This is a genomic window from Vibrio breoganii (genome assembly GCF_024346795.1).
In the GTDB taxonomy this organism is placed as follows: Bacteria; Pseudomonadota; Gammaproteobacteria; order Enterobacterales; family Vibrionaceae; genus Vibrio; species Vibrio breoganii.
In genome coordinates, this window is sequence record NZ_AP024864.1 from 1,294,348 (window position 1) to 1,311,246 (window position 16,899).

Annotated in this window: 14 protein-coding genes; 10 read left to right on the forward strand and 4 right to left on the reverse strand. The window is 45.6% G+C overall.

The features are described 5' to 3' along the window. Positions 1-21: 21 nt before the first annotated feature. Complete coding sequence (nrdA, locus tag OCU35_RS06045; protein ID WP_261825844.1) at positions 22-2,304, reverse strand: class 1a ribonucleoside-diphosphate reductase subunit alpha; 2,283 nt, start codon at positions 2,302-2,304, stop codon at positions 22-24. 480 nt (positions 2,305-2,784) lie between these two features. Then, positions 2,785-3,501 carry a bifunctional 2-polyprenyl-6-hydroxyphenol methylase/3-demethylubiquinol 3-O-methyltransferase UbiG gene (ubiG, locus tag OCU35_RS06050; RefSeq protein WP_065599406.1) on the reverse strand — a complete coding sequence of 239 codons (717 nt, stop codon included), beginning with the start codon at positions 3,499-3,501 and terminating at the stop codon, positions 2,785-2,787. Positions 3,502-3,786: 285 nt separating this feature from the next. Between ubiG and gyrA the strand changes: the two genes are divergently transcribed. From gyrA to OCU35_RS06070, 4 genes are all read left to right on the forward strand, one after another. Then, a complete protein-coding gene (gyrA, locus tag OCU35_RS06055) occupies positions 3,787-6,426 on the forward strand; it encodes a DNA gyrase subunit A (protein WP_261825845.1) in 2,640 nt (879 codons plus the stop codon). Positions 6,427-6,640: 214 nt separating this feature from the next. Further along, positions 6,641-7,237, forward strand: coding sequence for a GTP cyclohydrolase II (locus tag OCU35_RS06060; RefSeq protein ID WP_017030553.1), 597 nt, complete (start codon positions 6,641-6,643; stop codon positions 7,235-7,237). A gap of 82 nt (positions 7,238-7,319) precedes the next feature. Next, entirely contained in the window at positions 7,320-8,915 is a 1,596-nt protein-coding gene (locus OCU35_RS06065; protein WP_261825846.1) for a L,D-transpeptidase family protein, read from the forward strand. A 166-nt stretch (positions 8,916-9,081) separates the two neighbouring features. Next, a complete protein-coding gene (locus OCU35_RS06070) occupies positions 9,082-9,735 on the forward strand; it encodes an MBL fold metallo-hydrolase (protein ID WP_261825847.1) in 654 nt (217 codons plus the stop codon). Between the two features lie 41 nt (positions 9,736-9,776). On the opposite strand, the gene OCU35_RS06075 is transcribed toward OCU35_RS06070, so the two are convergent. Continuing rightward, on the reverse strand, positions 9,777-10,445 hold the full coding sequence (locus tag OCU35_RS06075) for a DUF2982 domain-containing protein (protein ID WP_261825848.1): 669 nt from the start codon (positions 10,443-10,445) through the stop codon (positions 9,777-9,779). Between the two features lie 207 nt (positions 10,446-10,652). Between OCU35_RS06075 and OCU35_RS06080 the strand changes: the two genes are divergently transcribed. From OCU35_RS06080 to OCU35_RS06105, 6 genes are all read left to right on the forward strand, one after another. Then, positions 10,653-11,744: a TRAP transporter substrate-binding protein gene (locus tag OCU35_RS06080; RefSeq protein ID WP_017030046.1), complete on the forward strand. Its 1,092-nt coding sequence runs from the start codon at positions 10,653-10,655 to the stop codon at positions 11,742-11,744. A gap of 71 nt (positions 11,745-11,815) precedes the next feature. Beyond that, positions 11,816-12,340: a TRAP transporter small permease subunit gene (locus OCU35_RS06085; RefSeq protein ID WP_017030045.1), complete on the forward strand. Its 525-nt coding sequence runs from the start codon at positions 11,816-11,818 to the stop codon at positions 12,338-12,340. Beyond that, positions 12,337-13,626, forward strand: a complete 1,290-nt coding sequence (locus OCU35_RS06090) for a TRAP transporter large permease (RefSeq protein ID WP_017030044.1) — start codon at positions 12,337-12,339, stop codon at positions 13,624-13,626. The genes OCU35_RS06085 and OCU35_RS06090 overlap by 4 nt, the downstream gene beginning before the upstream one ends. A 109-nt stretch (positions 13,627-13,735) precedes the next feature. Then, the gene (locus OCU35_RS06095; RefSeq protein WP_017030043.1) at positions 13,736-15,307 is read left to right on the forward strand and encodes a BCCT family transporter; all 1,572 of its coding nucleotides are present in this window, start codon (positions 13,736-13,738) and stop codon (positions 15,305-15,307) included. A gap of 76 nt (positions 15,308-15,383) precedes the next feature. Beyond that, on the forward strand, positions 15,384-15,698 hold the full coding sequence (gene yqfB, locus OCU35_RS06100) for a N(4)-acetylcytidine aminohydrolase (RefSeq protein ID WP_102322861.1): 315 nt from the start codon (positions 15,384-15,386) through the stop codon (positions 15,696-15,698). Continuing rightward, positions 15,698-16,114 carry a GNAT family N-acetyltransferase gene (locus tag OCU35_RS06105; protein WP_261825849.1) on the forward strand — a complete coding sequence of 139 codons (417 nt, stop codon included), beginning with the start codon at positions 15,698-15,700 and terminating at the stop codon, positions 16,112-16,114. The genes yqfB and OCU35_RS06105 overlap by 1 nt, the downstream gene beginning before the upstream one ends. 50 nt (positions 16,115-16,164) lie before the next feature. Here the strand turns inward: OCU35_RS06105 and OCU35_RS06110 are convergent, their stop codons facing one another. Further along, positions 16,165-16,899: a 3'-5' exonuclease gene (locus OCU35_RS06110; protein ID WP_102483847.1), complete on the reverse strand. Its 735-nt coding sequence runs from the start codon at positions 16,897-16,899 to the stop codon at positions 16,165-16,167.

Sequence of the window (16,899 nt, forward strand, 5' to 3'; positions counted from 1 at the left end):
ACACCCCTTCAGCTTAAAAAATTAAATCTTACAACCGCCGCCTGCGCAGTCGTCTTCTTGCTCAACAACCACATCTTTCTGGTCGTCTTTCGCACCATCACGTGTGTTGTGATAGTACAGGGTTTTAACGCCCATCTTATACGCGTTAAGTAGGTCACGAAGCAATAGCTTCATTGGTACCTTGCCACTATCATACTTGTTAGGGTCATAGTTAGTGTTTGCAGAGATAGATTGGTCTACAAACTTCTGCATGATGCCTACAAGGTTTAGGTAACCATCGTTGTTTGGGATATCCCAAAGTAGCTCATAGTTATCTTTGTATTGTGCAAATTCAGGTACTACTTGCTTCAGGATGCCATCTTTAGATGCCTTAACTGAAACGTAACCGCGTGGTGGCTCAATACCATTGGTTGCGTTAGAGATCTGAGAAGAGGTCTCAGATGGCATAAGGGCCGTCAATGTTGAGTTGCGCAGACCGTATTGTTTAATCTCTTTACGCAATGTTTCCCAGTCGTAGTGAAGTGGCTCTTCACAAGTCTTGTCTAGAGTGCGCTTATAGGTATCGATTGGTAGGATACCTTGAGCGTACGTCGTTTCATGGAATGAAGGACATGCGCCTTGCTCTTTAGCCAGTCCTACCGAAGCTTTAAGTAGGTGGTACTGAATGGCTTCAAACGTACGGTGTGTTAGCGCATTACCTGAACCATCAGAGTACTTAGCGCCGTTTTTCGCAAGGTAGTAAGCGTAGTTAATGACGCCCACACCTAACGTACGGCGATTCATTGTTGAAACACGAGCTGCAGGTAGCGGGTAGTCTTGATAATCAAGCAGCGCATCAAGTGCACGAACCACAAGCTCAGAAAGCTCAGCAAGGTCGTCTAGTTCATTGATAGCTCCTAGGTTAAACGCAGACAGCGTACACAATGCTATCTCGCCAGTCTCGTCATCGACGTTAGAAAGAGGCTTAGTCGGTAGTGCAATCTCAAGACATAGGTTCGACTGACGTACTGGCGCAACCTTAGAGTCAAACGGGCTGTGCGTATTACAGTGGTCAACGTTTTGAATGTAGATACGGCCAGTAGACGCGCGCTCTTGCATCAAGATGCTGAACAACTCAATCGCCTTAACTTGCTCTTGTTTGATGCTAGGGTCACCCTCGTACTGAGTGTACAAACGCTCAAACTCATCTTGGTCTTCGAAGAAGGCATCGTAAAGACCTGGAACATCCGAAGGTGAGAATAGGGTGATGTTGCCGCCTTCAATTAAGCGTTGGTACATCAGTTTGTTTAGCTGAACGCCATAGTCCATGTGACGAACACGGTTTTCTTCAACGCCGCGGTTGTTCTTAAGAACCATTAGGTTTTGAACTTCACCGTGCCACAATGGGTAGAAAACCGTTGCTGCACCACCACGTACACCGCCCTGAGAACAACATTTAACCGCTGTTTGGAAGTATTTGTAAAATGGGATACAACCTGTGTGGAACGCTTCACCATTACGGATTTCTGAGCCTAGTGCGCGAATGCGACCCGCATTGATGCCGATACCAGCACGTTGAGAAACGTAGCGCACGATTGAGCTTGCTGTTGCGTTGATAGAGTCAAGGCTATCGCCACACTCAATTAACACACATGAGCTGAACTGGCGAGTAGGGGTACGTACACCGGACATGATTGGCGTAGGTAGCGAGATCTTGAACATGGATACAGCGTCATAGAAGCGACGGATGTAATCTAGACGAGTTTCTCTTGGGTATTTAGAGAACAGGCATGCAGAAACCAGCATATATAGGAACTGCGCACTCTCATAGATCTCTTTGGTTACGCGGTTTTGTACGAAGTACTTGCCCTCAAGCTGTTTTACAGCGGCGTAAGAGAAGTTGAGATCACGTCTGTGGTCGATGAAAGAATCCATGAGTTCAAATTCTTCTCGAGAGTAATCTTCAAGCAAGTGCTTGTCGTATTTACCCGCATCCACCATTTTAGAAACTTGGTCAAATAGCGTCGGTGGCTCGTATTGGCCATACGCTTTTTTACGTAGATGGAACACAGATAGGCGTGCCGCAAGGAACTGATAATCAGGGGTCTCTTCAGAGATCAGATCGGCAGCAGCTTTGATGATGGTTTCATGGATATCTGAGGTGGTGATCCCGTCATAGAACTGAATCTGTGATTTCAGCTCGACCTGAGAAACAGAGACATTATCTAGGCCTTCTGCAGCCCAAGTGATCACGCGGTGGATCTTTTCTAGATCTATCGCTTCTTTGCGTCCGTGACGCTTTGTGACGGTAAGTTTTTGATTCATTCTGTTAGATATCCATAACATCAATGGTTAAAGCCACATTTTTTAACTTTTGCAGAAAAATATTGACGGCTTTGTGATCCATATCTACCTCTTTCGTGAGATAGAAACACTACATATAGGGGTGTTCCCTTTAACGACTTACAAGATAGTGCGGTTGGGGGGAGTTTTCAAGTTTAAGCGTAATAATCTTCTGTGGATAAACGGTGTATGGAATTTTCTCTGTTAGCGTTCACTTACTTATGAGTTTATAGAGAAATTGGCTTGGGGTTTTGCACAGCTTGTGGGTGACTTAAAATCAAACAAGGCAAAAAAAAATTTACTTGATCTTTATCAAAGAAATGGATCGATTTGTGCTGAAAAAATGCTCCGCTTAAACAGGGAGCAACTTGCTTAAAAACTGAATGAAAGTCGGATTAGTTCTACCCAAAATGCTCTCCGTTTAATCAAGTTTCAAACCAGAGAGCAAATGAGAGAAAAGTACTACGCTTTGTCGACTTTTTGGGTGTGAACAATGTAATTAATATCCACATTGCGTCCCAATGAATAGGAATCAAACAGAGGGTTGTAGGTAAGGCCAGTGATGCCCTTTTCTTGAAGTGGTGTGGCATCCACCATTTTTATCAGCTCAGAAGGCTTTAAAAACTTGTTGTAGTCGTGTGTGCCTTGCGGAAGCAACTTCAATACCTTTTCAGCGCCAACAATCGCGAACAAATAAGATTTAAGATTGCGATTAAGGGTCGAGAAGAAGACGTGACCCCCGGGTTTCACTAAAGCGGCACAGGAAGTAATTACCGATTGTGGGTCTGGCACGTGTTCTATCATCTCCATACAGGTGACAACGTCGTATTGCCCTGCATGAGTGGCGGCGTGTTCTTCTACGGTCATACGGATGTAGTCAAGCTTTGCGCCTGTCTCTAATGCATGAAGTCTAGCAACTTCCAGTGGTTCACGTCCCATATCCAGACCTGTGACGTGTGCACCCTCAAGGGCCATGCTTTCGGCAAGAATGCCGCCACCGCAACCCACATCTAGGGCTTTTTTGCCAAACAGACCACCAATAGAGTCCTGAACGTACTGCAATCGAAGGGGATTAATTTGATGCAGCGGTTTGAATTCTCCCTCTTTGTCCCACCAACGAGACGCCATATCGGCAAATTTTTTGATCTCGGCAGGATCGACGTTTTTTCCTTGTTCCATAGTCACTACGCTTTTTGAAATTTTCCACATTATAACCCCAACTATTCATGGAATGCATTTCCGTTAATGCCGATGAGATGTCTGTAGCTATCTACAGGGCGAACTGATTGTTTTTTAAACCATAATTAATGAATAGTTTAAATTATGTCCATCTAGGCAAGAACGCACATCACACAGGGGGGATCTGATAGTGAAAGTAATGCAGAATCCTCGAAAATTGTGTTATATTTTTTTATTCTTATAGGAATCGAAAAGACGATCTAATAATAGAGGGATAATGGCTCTATGAGCGATCTAGCGAAAGAGATCACACCGGTAAATATTGAAGACGAGCTTCGAGGCTCGTACCTTGACTACGCGATGTCCGTCATCGTGGGTCGTGCACTGCCTGATGTTCGAGATGGCTTGAAACCTGTACACAGACGCGTTTTGTTCGCGATGAATGTGTTGGGTAACGATTGGAACAAGCCTTACAAAAAATCAGCGCGTGTCGTTGGTGATGTAATCGGTAAATATCACCCACACGGTGACAGCGCGGTTTATGACACTATCGTTCGTATGGCGCAGCCTTTTGCATTGCGTTACATGCTAGCGGATGGCCAGGGTAACTTTGGTTCTATCGATGGTGACTCTGCAGCGGCAATGCGTTACACCGAAGTACGTATGTCTAAAATTGCTCATGAGCTGCTAGCAGACCTTGAGAAAGAGACAGTCGATTACGTACCCAACTACGATGGTACAGAACAAATTCCTGCAGTACTGCCAACTCGCGTGCCTAACCTTTTGGTGAATGGTTCGTCGGGTATCGCAGTGGGCATGGCGACAAACATTCCACCTCATAACCTAACCGAGGTTATTGATGGCTGTCTGGCGTTTATCAAAGATGAAGATATCACTATTGAACAGTTGATGGACTTCATTCCTGGTCCAGACTTCCCAACAGCGGCGACGATCAGTGGCCGTAAGGGTATTATTGACGCTTATAATACGGGTCGCGGTAAGGTTTACATGCGTGCTAAAGCTAATATCGAAGCTGATAGCAAGGGCAAAGAAACCATCATCGTTACTGAGATCCCATATCAAGTTAACAAGGCTCGTCTAATCGAAAAGATTGCTGAGCTGGTAAAAGACAAGAAAGTAGAAGGCATCAGTGCGCTTCGTGATGAGTCTGATAAAGACGGCATGCGTATCGTTATTGAATGTAAGCGTGATGCAGTGGGTGAGGTTGTTCTGAATAACCTTTACGCACATACACAGCTGCAAACAACTTTCGGCATCAACATGGTTGCTCTTGATAAAGGCCAGCCAAAACACTTCAATCTTAAAGAGATGCTGAAGGCGTTTGTTGATCACCGTCGTGAAGTAGTAACACGTCGTACTATTTTCGAACTGCGTAAAGCACGTGACCGCGCTCATATCCTTGAAGGCCTTGCACTCGCACTGGCTAACATTGATGAGATCATTGAGCTTATCCGTAAAGCGTCGACGCCTTCTGAAGCAAAAGCGGGCCTAGTGGCTCGTGGCTGGGACCTAGGTCTTGTTTCCACCATGTTAGAGCGCGCTGGTACTGATGCTGCGCGTCCTGAGTGGTTAGAAGAACAATTTGGTATCCGCGATGGTCAGTACTTCCTGACTGAGCAACAAGCACAAGCCATTCTAGATCTTCGTCTACAAAAGCTAACCGGTCTTGAGCACGAGAAGATCCTAGACGAATACAAAGAGCTACTAGACGAAATCGCAGAGCTAATGCACATTCTTGCAAGCACTGAACGTTTGATGGAAGTGATTGTAGAAGAGCTAGAAGCGATTCGTGAAGGCTACGGCGATGAGCGTCGTACTGAGATCACTGCTGCTATCCATGACATCGACATGGAAGAGCTTATCGCTCAAGAAGATGTAGTAGTGACCCTATCTCACGAAGGCTACGTGAAATACCAAATCCTAAGCGATTACGAAGCACAGCGTCGTGGTGGCCGTGGTAAGAGTGCAACCAAGATGAAAGACGAAGATTATATCGAGCGTCTTCTAGTGGCGAATACCCACGATAACATCTTATGTTTCTCCACTCGCGGTAAGACTTATCGCTTGAAGGTGTACCAATTGCCATTGGCAAGCCGTACAGCTCGTGGTAAGCCAATCGTGAATATCTTACCGTTGGAAGAGGGTGAGCGTATCACTGCTATTCTTCCTGTCTCTGAGTTCAGTGAAGATAAGTTCATCTTCATGGCAACCGCAGATGGTACGGTTAAGAAAACCTCGCTAGACCAATTCTCTAACGTACGTAGCAATGGCTTGATTGCCGTTAACCTACGTGACGAAGATTCTTTGATTGGTGTAGACATTACTGACGGCGATAGCGACATCATGTTGTTCTCGAAATCAGGTAAGGTTGTTCGCTTTAACGAATCACAAGTTCGTGGCATGGGTCGTACAGCAGCAGGTGTACGTGGTATCAAGCTGATTAACAGTGACCAAGTGGTTTCTTTGATTGTGCCTCATAACGAAGGCGACATTCTAACCATTACTGAAAATGGCTATGGTAAGCGTACGATTATTTCTGAGTACCCAGCGAAGAGCCGTGCAACTCAAGGTGTTGTTTCTATTAAGGTTTCTGAGCGTAACGGCAGCGTTGTCGGTGCAGTTCAAACCGAAGATGGCGACGAGTTCATGGTTATCACAGACGGTGGCACACTGGTAAGAAGCCGTGTATCCGAAGTGAGCCAAGTAGGACGTAACACCCAAGGTGTTACCTTGATTCGTACTATGGAAGGTGAGAATGTTGTGGCGCTGCAGCGCATCGATGAAATCGAGGAAGCAGAGCTAGTTGAAGAAGATGCAGAGGGCGTTTCGTCTGAAACCGCTGAATCTTCAGAAGCGACAGAAACATCAACAGATTCTAACGATTCTGAAGCTAGCGAAGAATAACGTTTTCTTTGGTTAGCATAAAAACCGAGCTTAGATAGCTCGGTTTTTTTATACCTGTCGTATACAGGAGATGTCTTTTTAGAACTTTGAGTGTTTATTTAAAAATTTGATGCAGGTCAAAGGCTTGAAAAGATGTCATTTAACCCAATATAGAACCTATAGTTACTGATCCTAAGGTTGGGATCGACCACAATGTTAAGATAGAGACAGAGTTATGGCAGAAGTAAGAGCCCGCGTACATTTAAAAGTTGGAACAAAAAGCGATATTGATGCTGAGCTTCTCTCTTTTCAAGGTTTAAAAACGGACAAAGAACATGTCGCTATGGTCTTTCAATCGGCTGATAAGACTCAAAAGGCGCCGATCGTTCGCATGCACTCTGAATGTTTGACTGGCGATGTGTTCCACTCGTCTCGTTGCGACTGTGGTGAGCAGCTGGACGAAACGATCAATAAGATGGCCGAGCAGGGCGGAATTCTTCTGTATCTGCGTCAAGAAGGTCGTGGCATTGGGCTCTACAATAAGATTGATGCTTACAAACTTCAAAGCGAAGGCCTGAATACCTATGAAGCGAACAATCATCTAGGCTTTGCTGATGATCTGCGTGATTTCGAAGAGGCGGCTCAAATGTTGGCTGCACTTGATGTTGAACGTATTCGTTTGGTGACCAATAACCCTAAGAAAATTCGTGAATTGAAAGAGCATGGCATTGGTATAGACGAGGTGATCAATACGATGGCACATGTAAAAAGTGGCAATGAAAATTATCTGAAAGCCAAAGCCTCTCACGGCAAACACGACCTCGATGTGTAGCGAGAATTTCCGCACTAAAATATTTCGTTAAAACAGAGGTTGTTTGCCACACTTAAGCCAGTATCGGTATTGAGTGTAAGCTATGACCTTGTGCAAGAAAGGGACGATATGGGCAGGCTTGCTTGTCTATTTCGTCCTTTCAGTCCCTGCCTATTCACAAAGCATGTTCCATACCTTAGGTTGGATTAGCTCCTCATCGTCAGTAGAACAGACCTTTCGTTATCCGCAACTCACCGAATCCATCTACTCCACTAATCGCCATCAACTGATTTGGTTGCAGCCGCATGATAGGCAGGTGTTTGAAGACATCATAGAGATGGTGGTACTAGCCGAGCTCAGCCCGTTTTTCGATGAGCGCCTGCAAACACTTCACCAACTAAGAAGCTCTGAGCAATACTACCAGTACGACTTGTTGGCAACAGACCTAATGCTGGCGTTTCTCAGTTACCGAGAACTGTTGAGGGAGAACAAAGATACTTGGTTATACGGACAGGGCTTACCGTCCGACTGGGCCGACCCTCCGGAAAACGTTGTCGCTGAATTTGAAACCTCTGTAGAAAGCAGCGCGTTAACGGAGTTTTTAATGACCTTAGGACCTAACTCTCAGAGCTATCGAGATTATCAATCTGCAATTGATAAGATGCAATTAGCCATCAACGACGACCTAGCGCTCTATTCATCCGATGCCCTTATTAGAGTGGGGGATCCCATTACTGATAAAGAGATTTTGTTTTCCCGCCTTGAGCTATCAGGGCTAAGCATACCTTTATCGATAAAAGAGCAAGATTGGTATGGGAAGGAGTTAAGAAACATCGTTAAGAGATTTCAAACTCAACACGGCTTAAACGCGGATGGTGTAATTGGACCTAAGACCATAGAATGGCTGAACTATCCCATTGAAGATCGCATCCATAGGTTGGCGCTCAATGCAGAAAGAAGCCGCCTATGGCCAATGCAGCGAAGTGCGCTCGTCGTTGTGAACTTACCGAGTTTCGATTTGAACTATTACTTTAGAGGCAAGGTGGCATTCTCATCTAAGGTGATTGTCGGTAAGCAAAAACGCAAAACCCCTATGCTTGAAATAAAGATGGATTCGTTGGTATTGAACCCGACATGGAACGTGCCACCTAAAATCATGCGCGAAGATATTATCCCCATTCTGCGTTACAACCCTGGCTACCTCAGTGAAAGGGGGATTCAAGTCATCAAAGGGTGGGCGGATCCTGTGGTCATAGACCATGGCGCTATTCAATGGAGTCGGGTCAACGCTAAGACATTTCCGTTTCGTATGAGGCAGTTGTCAGGTAGCTACAATGCGCTAGGCGCGTATAAATTCAATACACCCAATCGCCGAGCCATTTACCTGCATGATACTCCTGCCAAATACCTGTTTGATAAATCATCAAGAGCGTTCAGCTCAGGGTGTATTCGGGTACAGCATGCCGACAAGTTTGCTTATACTTTGTCAAAGACACAGGGCTTTAGACAAAGCAACATTTCGCCAATTGGACAGAAGGCGAATGCCCGTATACCACTCAAAAGACGGCTTCCTGTCCATCTTATTTATAAGACGTCTTGGGTAGAATCAGGCCGCATCTATTTTAGAGATGACATTTATGGATACGACACACGCCCAAAGTCCCCTAGTTTAGCGATTCAACGACAAGCGGTAGAATAGATCACGATTCAACAAGCCTGTTTGTTTATATAGACACCTATGGCGAGCGCTCTTGGTACGCTCATGCTTGAGTTTAGGGTTAGAAACTGTCATATTCTGCAGAAGTGTTTCGACAAAATTTCATTCAAATATTCATTTAAATATTTATCAAAATAAAAGGTTTTTCATGGCGTTGCAGTATCAAGTTGTTCCAGTAACCCCTTTCCAACAAAACTGTTCTATCGTTTGGTGTGATAAGACGATGAAAGGGGTTGTTATCGACCCAGGTGGTGATGTTAAGCAGCTACTGATGATGATCGAAGAGTTGCAAGTACAGGTAGAGAAATTAGTGCTGACTCATGGTCATTTAGACCATGTAGGTGGCAGTGAAGAACTCGCAAGAGCCTTGAACCAACCGATCGTTGGCCCGCACAAAGATGACAACTTCTGGCTACAAGGCCTAGAAGGACAAAGCCAAATGTTCGGCTTTCCTCTGACTGAAGCGTTTGAGCCTAGCCAATGGCTTGATGAGGGTGACGTTGTCACTTTTGGTAATCAATCATTGAATGTTATTCACACCCCAGGCCATACCCCAGGTCACGTTGTGTTGCACAGTGAGTCTGCAAGTCTTGCTTTCGTGGGCGATGTACTGTTCAAGGGCGGAGTAGGCCGTACAGATTTCCCTAAGGGTGATTTTAATACCTTAATAGACTCTATTAAGAGCAAACTGTGGCCTCTAGGAAACGAAACTCGATTTGTTCCTGGCCACGGCCCAGAGTCCACCTTCGGCTCTGAACGAGTGAGCAATCCATTCGTCGCAGACGAGATGCCGTTGTATTAAGGGATTTAAGGACCTAGAACCCAGGGCCCAGAATCTAGGTCCTAGGTTGATCTTCCTGAACCTGCCAAATACTTGCGTAACAAACCCACAAACTCTTCTCCATCTCTATCTAAATCAGCTGTTGAGATAAAGATGTCGTACCCCCAATATTCTCTTTGATAATGCATTCTGTGGTACAAGCATGCCTGTAGCCCTTTTATGGTTTCCCCGTCTTTCAATTCGACCCTTGATGAATCTAATACCTGGTCTTGGAACAAGTGTTCTTTTTCTGTTTCTCTTGCACCAAGATACAAGAGCGGTCTTTGTTCTAGGAGTAGATTGGTGATTAATCGTGGGCAGGCTTGCTTTACAAATGGAACAGGGTCTTTAAGTCGTATGCCAATCCAAGGTAGCTCGGAGCTTTGAGTGGGTTGGTGACTGCGGCATAGCCCAAGGGACGACACGTTCTGCCACTTCACAACCCAACCTCCCTTAAACGTATGCTGTTGAAGATGCGTGTCGGTAATGGTGAAACGTACCACGCCTCGCTTGTAGGTGTAGATCACCATTGCGAGAGCACAAGCGCATATCAAAAATATGCCAATGGTCCCTTGGGTACTATTGGAGAAAGAGCTTAGCCAAACCGACATGAATAGGTAGCAGGCGAGCAATAGGCCTCGACTGGTTCTTCCTAGGATGAATTTTTCATTGGTTAATTGAAGTGATGACATAACGATCAAATTGTGGCTTTAACACACCTACGAGAGTCCATGTTTAGCTGATCATTCAGCTTAGACATTATTTGATAAAAAATGTAATAACTTCTTAAAGAAGATCGAGTAACACACACTTTTAACAACTATTTAGCATCCTATATAAAACTGGTCCATAGTTAGTTGATTTTGTAGACATTTATGACTGCACGAGGAGCAAATAACATGGTAGTGAAATCAAAATGGGCAAAGGCATGTGTGCGTAGTTTAGCGGTCCTAATTGGGGTGGCGAGCATAGGCACAGCAGTTGCTGCGGACAAGGTATACAAGTTAAAGCTTGCGGAAACTTGGGGGCCTAACTTCCCAATCTTCGGCGATGCGACAAAAAACATGGCCGCTATGGCGGAAAAAATGTCTAACGGTCGATTGCAAATCCGCGTTGACTCGTCAAACAAACATAAAGCGCCATTCGGTGTTTTTGATATGGTTAAATCAGGCCAGTATGACATGGGGCACTCGGCTTCGTATTACTGGAAAGGAAAGGTTCCAAATACTCTTTACTTTACCACTATGCCCTTTGGTATGACGGCTGAAGAGCAATATGCATGGTTCTATCACGGTGGTGGTATGGAACTGATGGCAGAGGTTTACTCCCCTCACAATCTTATGTCTTTTCCTGGAGGTAACACCGATGTTCAAATGGGCGGTTGGTTCCAAAAAGAGATCAACAGCGTTGATGACTTACAAGGTCTAAAAATGCGTATTCCGGGCTTTGCCGGAGAAGTCCTTGCTGAGCTTGGCGCTAAGCCAACTAACATTGCACCGGGTGAGCTTTACACCGCATTGGAAAGAAAGACCATCGATGCACTAGAGTGGGTGGGTCCCTCTCTCGATCTTCGCATGGGCTTTCATAAGATCGCACCTTACTACTACACAGGTTGGCATGAGCCAGCAACAGAGCTTCAATTCCTAGTGAACAAGCGCACGTGGGACAAGCTGCCTGCTGATCTGCAAGAGATCTTACGCGTGGCTATGCGCACCGCAGCCTACGATATGTATATTCAGTCAACCCATGAAAGTGGCAAGAACTGGGCAAGTATCAGAACCGAATATCCTGATGTACAGGTGAAGAACTTCCCGCCAGAAGTAATGAAAGAGCTTCGCGCAGTGAATGACCGTTTACTGGCAGAGCACGCTGCTGAAGATGAGATGGCGAAGAAGATTCAAATGTCTCAAGCACAGTATTTAGAGCAAACTCGTTCTTGGAGTGATATTTCTAAACGAGCTTACCTAAATAGTGCTACGACGGATCAGTAAACAAGCCGTGGACTTTCAGTGCGAACTGAAGGTCCACAAAAATCTTTAGTTTCAGCAGACAGGGAGGTCAATTGCTGACTGCATTAGAGGGATTTTTTAATAGAATTAGCGACGCACTGGGGCACATCTCCAGTGTGTTGTTTTTGCTTTTAGTAGCAAACGTTGTTTACGATGTTGTGATGCGTTATGTATTTAATGACGTATCTATCGCTTTTCAAGAGCTAGAGTGGCATCTGTTTTCTGCGGTATTCTTGCTCGGCGTACCCTACGCCATAAAAACCAATGGCCACGTTCGTGTGGATATTTTCTACGAACGCTTCTCACCCAAGGTACAGGCCATTATTGATATTCTTGGAATCTTCATATGGTTACTGCCGTTCAGTTTATTAGTCGCATGGTATGGCATTGATTTTGCCTATCAGGCTTACGATATTGGCGAGCAGTCAGGTGACCCTGGTGGATTGCCTTACCGCTGGATAATCAAGGCGGTAATCCCTGTCTCATTTTTCTTTATTGCGACAAGTGGCTTAGGACTGTTGTGTAAGTCTATCAGTCAATTGTTGAACGCGGATACTCATAAGAAGGAACAAGCATGATAGGGATTATTATGTTTGCGGTAGCCTTGTTCGCGCTATTGCTCGGTTTTCCAGTGGCGTTTACCTTTGGAGGTATAGCGCTGATATTTGGTGTGTGGTCAGAAGGCTGGGACATGTTTGCCTTCATGCCTTACCGCATAGAGTCCATCATGCAGAACACTGTATTGATGGCGGTGCCACTGTTTATATTTATGGGTTTGGTACTGCAAAAAACTCGCTTGGCGGAACAGTTACTAGAGGCCATGGGGCGACTGTTTGGCGGAGTACGAGGGGGGATTGCTATCTCAACCGTCTTGGTTGGCGCACTGCTTGCGGCATCGACTGGGGTAGTGGGAGCATCGGTAGTGGCCATGGGTTTGATTTCCCTGCCTGTAATGTTGAAGTACAACTACGATAAGAAACTTGCCTGTGGCACCATATGTGCGTCAGGAACGCTAGGTCAGATTATCCCGCCTTCTATTGTCCTCATCCTATTGGGCGATGTACTGGGTGTTCCTGTGGGTGATTTGTTTAAAGCAGCACTTTGGCCGGGCTTAGTGCTAGTGATTGCCTATGTTTTGTATATTGCTATCTACGCGTTTTTCAAGCCAGAGGCCGCACAATCCATCCCTAAACTTGATGATCAAAGCCGCAAACAAGAAGTGATTGCGGCCCTGAAAGCAATAGTGCCGCCTTTAGCGCTGATAGTCGTTGTGCTTGGTTCTATTTTTGCTGGCATTGCAACGCCCACTGAATCTGCTGCACTAGGCGGTGCGGGGGCAATCGTATTAGCGCTGCTGTATCGACAGTTTAGCTGGACCCTATTGTATGAGTCATCGAAAGAAACCGTAAAGGTTACGGCTATGGTGTTTGCCATCTTACTCGGTGCGACCGCATTCTCTATGGCATTTACCTACACAGGCGGTGATTACTTAGTAGAAGAATGGCTTCTTAAACTTCCGGGCGAGAAGTGGGGCTTCTTGATCTTAGTGATGTTAGTCATTCTTGTGTTGGGCTTCTTCATTGATTTTGTGGAAATCTGTTTCATCATTGTTCCTATGATCTCGCCGGTTGCTGAGCTTCTGGGCATCAATATGGTGTGGTTTGCCATACTGGTAGCGATGAACTTGCAGACCTCCTTTTTAACACCGCCATTTGGCTTCAGTTTATTCTATCTGAAAGGGGTTGCGCCTAAACAGGTGACAACAAGAGATATCTACGCTGGCGTCATGCCGTTTATCGCCATTCAGGTAGTGGTGCTGGCTACTTTGTTGCTGTTTCCGGGTATGTATGGGCTGACTATGTAACTTAATTCCCTGATTTATCGAAAAAAGAGTCTTGTTCAGTTATAATTGAAAGTTAATTACATGATGTAATCGTAATCGGTACGCTTTTTGTACAAATATGGGAGGTCGAATGACCAAGGGAATTGATAAGTACAGTATTGATAGTACTGATTATCAGATTGGACAAGATAATGTCCAAAAATGGGGTTTTGATGTGCACAATGCGGTATTTTCCGCGAGTGCCGGCCTAACCATTCTTTTTCTACTGGCGATGGTGTTTCTTGATGCGGATACCGCAAAGACAGCACTTGATGGCTTAAAGTGGCAGATCATTGGCTCTTTCGATGCCCTGTTTATCTGGGCGGGTAACATTTTTGTTGTCTTCTGCTTAGCGCTAATCGTTTCGCCTTATGGAAAAATCCGCTTAGGCGGTAAAGACGCAGTCCCTGAATACTCTGCTCTGTCATGGATAGCAATGCTATTTGCTGCCGGCATGGGTATCGGTCTGATGTTCTGGAGTGTGGCTGAACCTGTTGCTTACTTCACTGGCTGGTATGAGACTCCGCTTAATGTGGAAGCGAACACGGCAGAAGCCGCGAAGCTAGCTCTAGGTGCGACTATGTACCACTGGGGTCTTCACCCTTGGGCTATTTATGGTGTTGTAGCACTTTCTTTAGCATTCTTTGCGTACAACAAAGGTTTGCCGCTTTCTATCCGTTCAATCTTTTACCCGATCTTAGGGGATCGCGCTTGGGGTTGGCCTGGTCACCTTGTTGATATTCTTGCGGTACTCGCGACACTCTTTGGCCTTGCAACATCGCTCGGTCTTGGTGCTCAGCAAGCGGCAAGTGGTATTCAGCACGTGTTTGGCGTTGAAGCTGGCTTTGGTATGCAGGTTGCGGTTATCAGCTTTGTTACCTTGCTTGCTATTGTGTCGGTAATGCGCGGTATGCATGGTGGTGTGAAACTGGTTTCTAACATCAACATGATCATTGCGTTTGTATTGCTCGTGTTTGTATTGATCATTGGCTACCACGTTACCTTCGCTAGCATCTCTACAACGCTAGTGTCTTACGTTGAGAACATCATTCCACTAAGTAACCCGCACGGTCGTGATGATGAGGCGTGGTTCCAAGGTTGGACTGTGTTCTACTGGGCTTGGTGGATTTCATGGTCCCCATTCGTAGGTATGTTCATCGCTCGTGTTTCTAAGGGCCGTACCGTTCGTCAGTTTATGACTGCAGTATTAATTGTACCAACAACAGTGACTCTGATTTGGATGTCTACGTTTGGTGGCTTGGCGATTGACCAAGTGATCAACAATGTCGGTATCCTAGGTACTAAAGGTCTAACCGACGTCTCTCTAGCAATGTTTGAGATGTTTGACGCTATGCCAATGGCAAACATGCTATCTATCATCGCGATTATCTTGGTTATGGTGTTCTTCGTAACATCGTCTGACTCAGGTTCTTTGGTCATTGATAGTATTACTGCTGGTGGTAAGCTAGATGCTCCTATGCCACAACGTGTGTTCTGGGCATTTATGGAAGGCGCAATCGCGGTTGCGATGCTTTGGGTTGGTGGCTCAGAAGCAGTACAGGCCCTACAGGCCGGTGCGATTTCTACCGCTCTGCCATTTACCTTTGTCTTGCTTGCCATGTGTGTGAGCTTGCTAATGGGTATGGCTACTGAAGAGCGCTAAGCTTAGCAGTTGAAAGACCAAGTATGAGTAAAAGGCCTGATTCATCAGGCCTTTTTTGTGAACAAAAGGAAATAAAATGAGTTTATCAACCATGACGTTCTTTGAACGTTTTGAAAATGACATCTTGGCGGGAAAGAAAACCATCACCATCCGAGATGCTAATGAGTGTGACTATGCGCCGGGCTCTATCGTTGACGTGGCAACCTTTGAGCAAGGGCGTGGGTTTTGTCGATTGCAGATAAAGTCGGTGACGCCGATACAGTTTGCAGATCTTACGGATTTCCATGCTGTTCAAGAGAATATGACCCTGCCTGTGCTTAAACAGGTGATCTCCGATATTTACCCCGATGTTTCCGAGTTGTTCGTGATTGAATACCAATTGGTCGATTGATGAAGCAAGTGCAGATTGTAGAATCATCCAAACCACTGTGCTCTCAATTTCGATCTTGGTGTATCGATGAATGGTCACAAGATATTGTTATCTCATCACCTGATGTTCCCAAGCCAATATTTGCCTTGTGTGATGGGGAACTAGCGGGGGGTATGGCATTTTCTCTCTTTGAGCAGCCGTTTACTGATGAGAAAGTAGTTTGGATAAATGCACTTTTGGTTAAACCTGATTGCAGGGGCAGCGGGATAGGCTCGAAGCTCATAGAGGAAGCAACGCGCCAGTGTGGCGACCTAAATCAACAGCACCTCTACGTCTACACGAATCGGCCAACTCTGTACACTCGGCTTGGCTGGCAGACGGTACCCAACGCTGACGCTGAGCCTCAGCATTGGGTGTTATGCACAGCGTTAAGCTAAGGAGATTGCCTAAGCGCTAATCCCTAAGCCCAAGGCCCAAGCCCCAAGCCCTATAGCCACAACTCCTCGACTGCAGTATCAGGGCTGAAATGGTGAGCCACTTGTGCTTGCAAAAGCTCTGCTGTGGCAATGGCATCCACTAGCGCATCATGGGGTGTATACGTCGGAAGATTGTAGCGCTTGCGACTCTTAGCAAGACGCACAGATCCAGGCCTTTTACCCTTTAAGCGATTCATAAATCCAGCAGCGTATTCTTGTTGTACTTCCCATTCGATCTGTAGGGTATCAATCACCGGAAATTGAATGCCTTCGTTGACCCTACGCCTAAGGATACTGTCTAAAAAGCTACGTTCGATTTGCCGATAATGAACCACGCACACCTTACCTGCGATTGCATCGAGGAACTCAGGTAGGACGTTCATGATATCGGGAGCGTATTGAAGCTCTGAGTGAGTGATACCATGGATCACCACAGAGTCTGCATTAAGGGCTTTTTGTGGCTTGATAAGCCACTGCTTGCTTTGCCTAAGGTAGATTCGATTTAAGTCAAAAGGGACCAATCCAATGGAGATGATCTCATCTTTGTCTGAATTAAGCCCAGTGGTTTCAAAATCTAACGCTAAAAAGGGTACGTCTTTCAGTGCTGTTTTTTGGTCAATAGTGCCCGCCTCGTAGAAGCGTTTAATATGCCCGTGTTTACTTTCCTCGAGCAAGGCATTGAAATGCGCTTGCCAATCTTTGGTCGGCGTCACAGGCACCTGACTGTCATCTGTTTTTTTAAACAT

Excerpts from the sequence above, each read along its gene's own strand:
- OCU35_RS06070 (WP_261825847.1), top strand. The coding sequence starts at position 9,082 with ATGGCGTTGCAGTATCAAGTTGTTCCAGTAACCCCTTTCCAACAAAAC.
- gyrA (WP_261825845.1), top strand. The coding sequence starts at position 3,787 with ATGAGCGATCTAGCGAAAGAGATCACACCGGTAAATATTGAAGACGAG.
- OCU35_RS06060 (WP_017030553.1), top strand. The coding sequence starts at position 6,641 with ATGGCAGAAGTAAGAGCCCGCGTACATTTAAAAGTTGGAACAAAAAGC.
- ubiG (WP_065599406.1), bottom strand. The coding sequence starts at position 3,501 with ATGGAACAAGGAAAAAACGTCGATCCTGCCGAGATCAAAAAATTTGCC.
- OCU35_RS06110 (WP_102483847.1), bottom strand. The coding sequence starts at position 16,899 with ATGTTTAAAAAAACAGATGACAGTCAGGTGCCTGTGACGCCGACCAAA.
- OCU35_RS06095 (WP_017030043.1), top strand. The coding sequence starts at position 13,736 with ATGACCAAGGGAATTGATAAGTACAGTATTGATAGTACTGATTATCAG.
- OCU35_RS06065 (WP_261825846.1), top strand. The coding sequence starts at position 7,320 with ATGACCTTGTGCAAGAAAGGGACGATATGGGCAGGCTTGCTTGTCTAT.
- OCU35_RS06090 (WP_017030044.1), top strand. The coding sequence starts at position 12,337 with ATGATAGGGATTATTATGTTTGCGGTAGCCTTGTTCGCGCTATTGCTC.
- OCU35_RS06080 (WP_017030046.1), top strand. The coding sequence starts at position 10,653 with ATGGTAGTGAAATCAAAATGGGCAAAGGCATGTGTGCGTAGTTTAGCG.
- OCU35_RS06105 (WP_261825849.1), top strand. The coding sequence starts at position 15,698 with ATGAAGCAAGTGCAGATTGTAGAATCATCCAAACCACTGTGCTCTCAA.
- OCU35_RS06075 (WP_261825848.1), bottom strand. The coding sequence starts at position 10,445 with ATGTCATCACTTCAATTAACCAATGAAAAATTCATCCTAGGAAGAACC.
- nrdA (WP_261825844.1), bottom strand. The coding sequence starts at position 2,304 with ATGAATCAAAAACTTACCGTCACAAAGCGTCACGGACGCAAAGAAGCG.
- yqfB (WP_102322861.1), top strand. The coding sequence starts at position 15,384 with ATGAGTTTATCAACCATGACGTTCTTTGAACGTTTTGAAAATGACATC.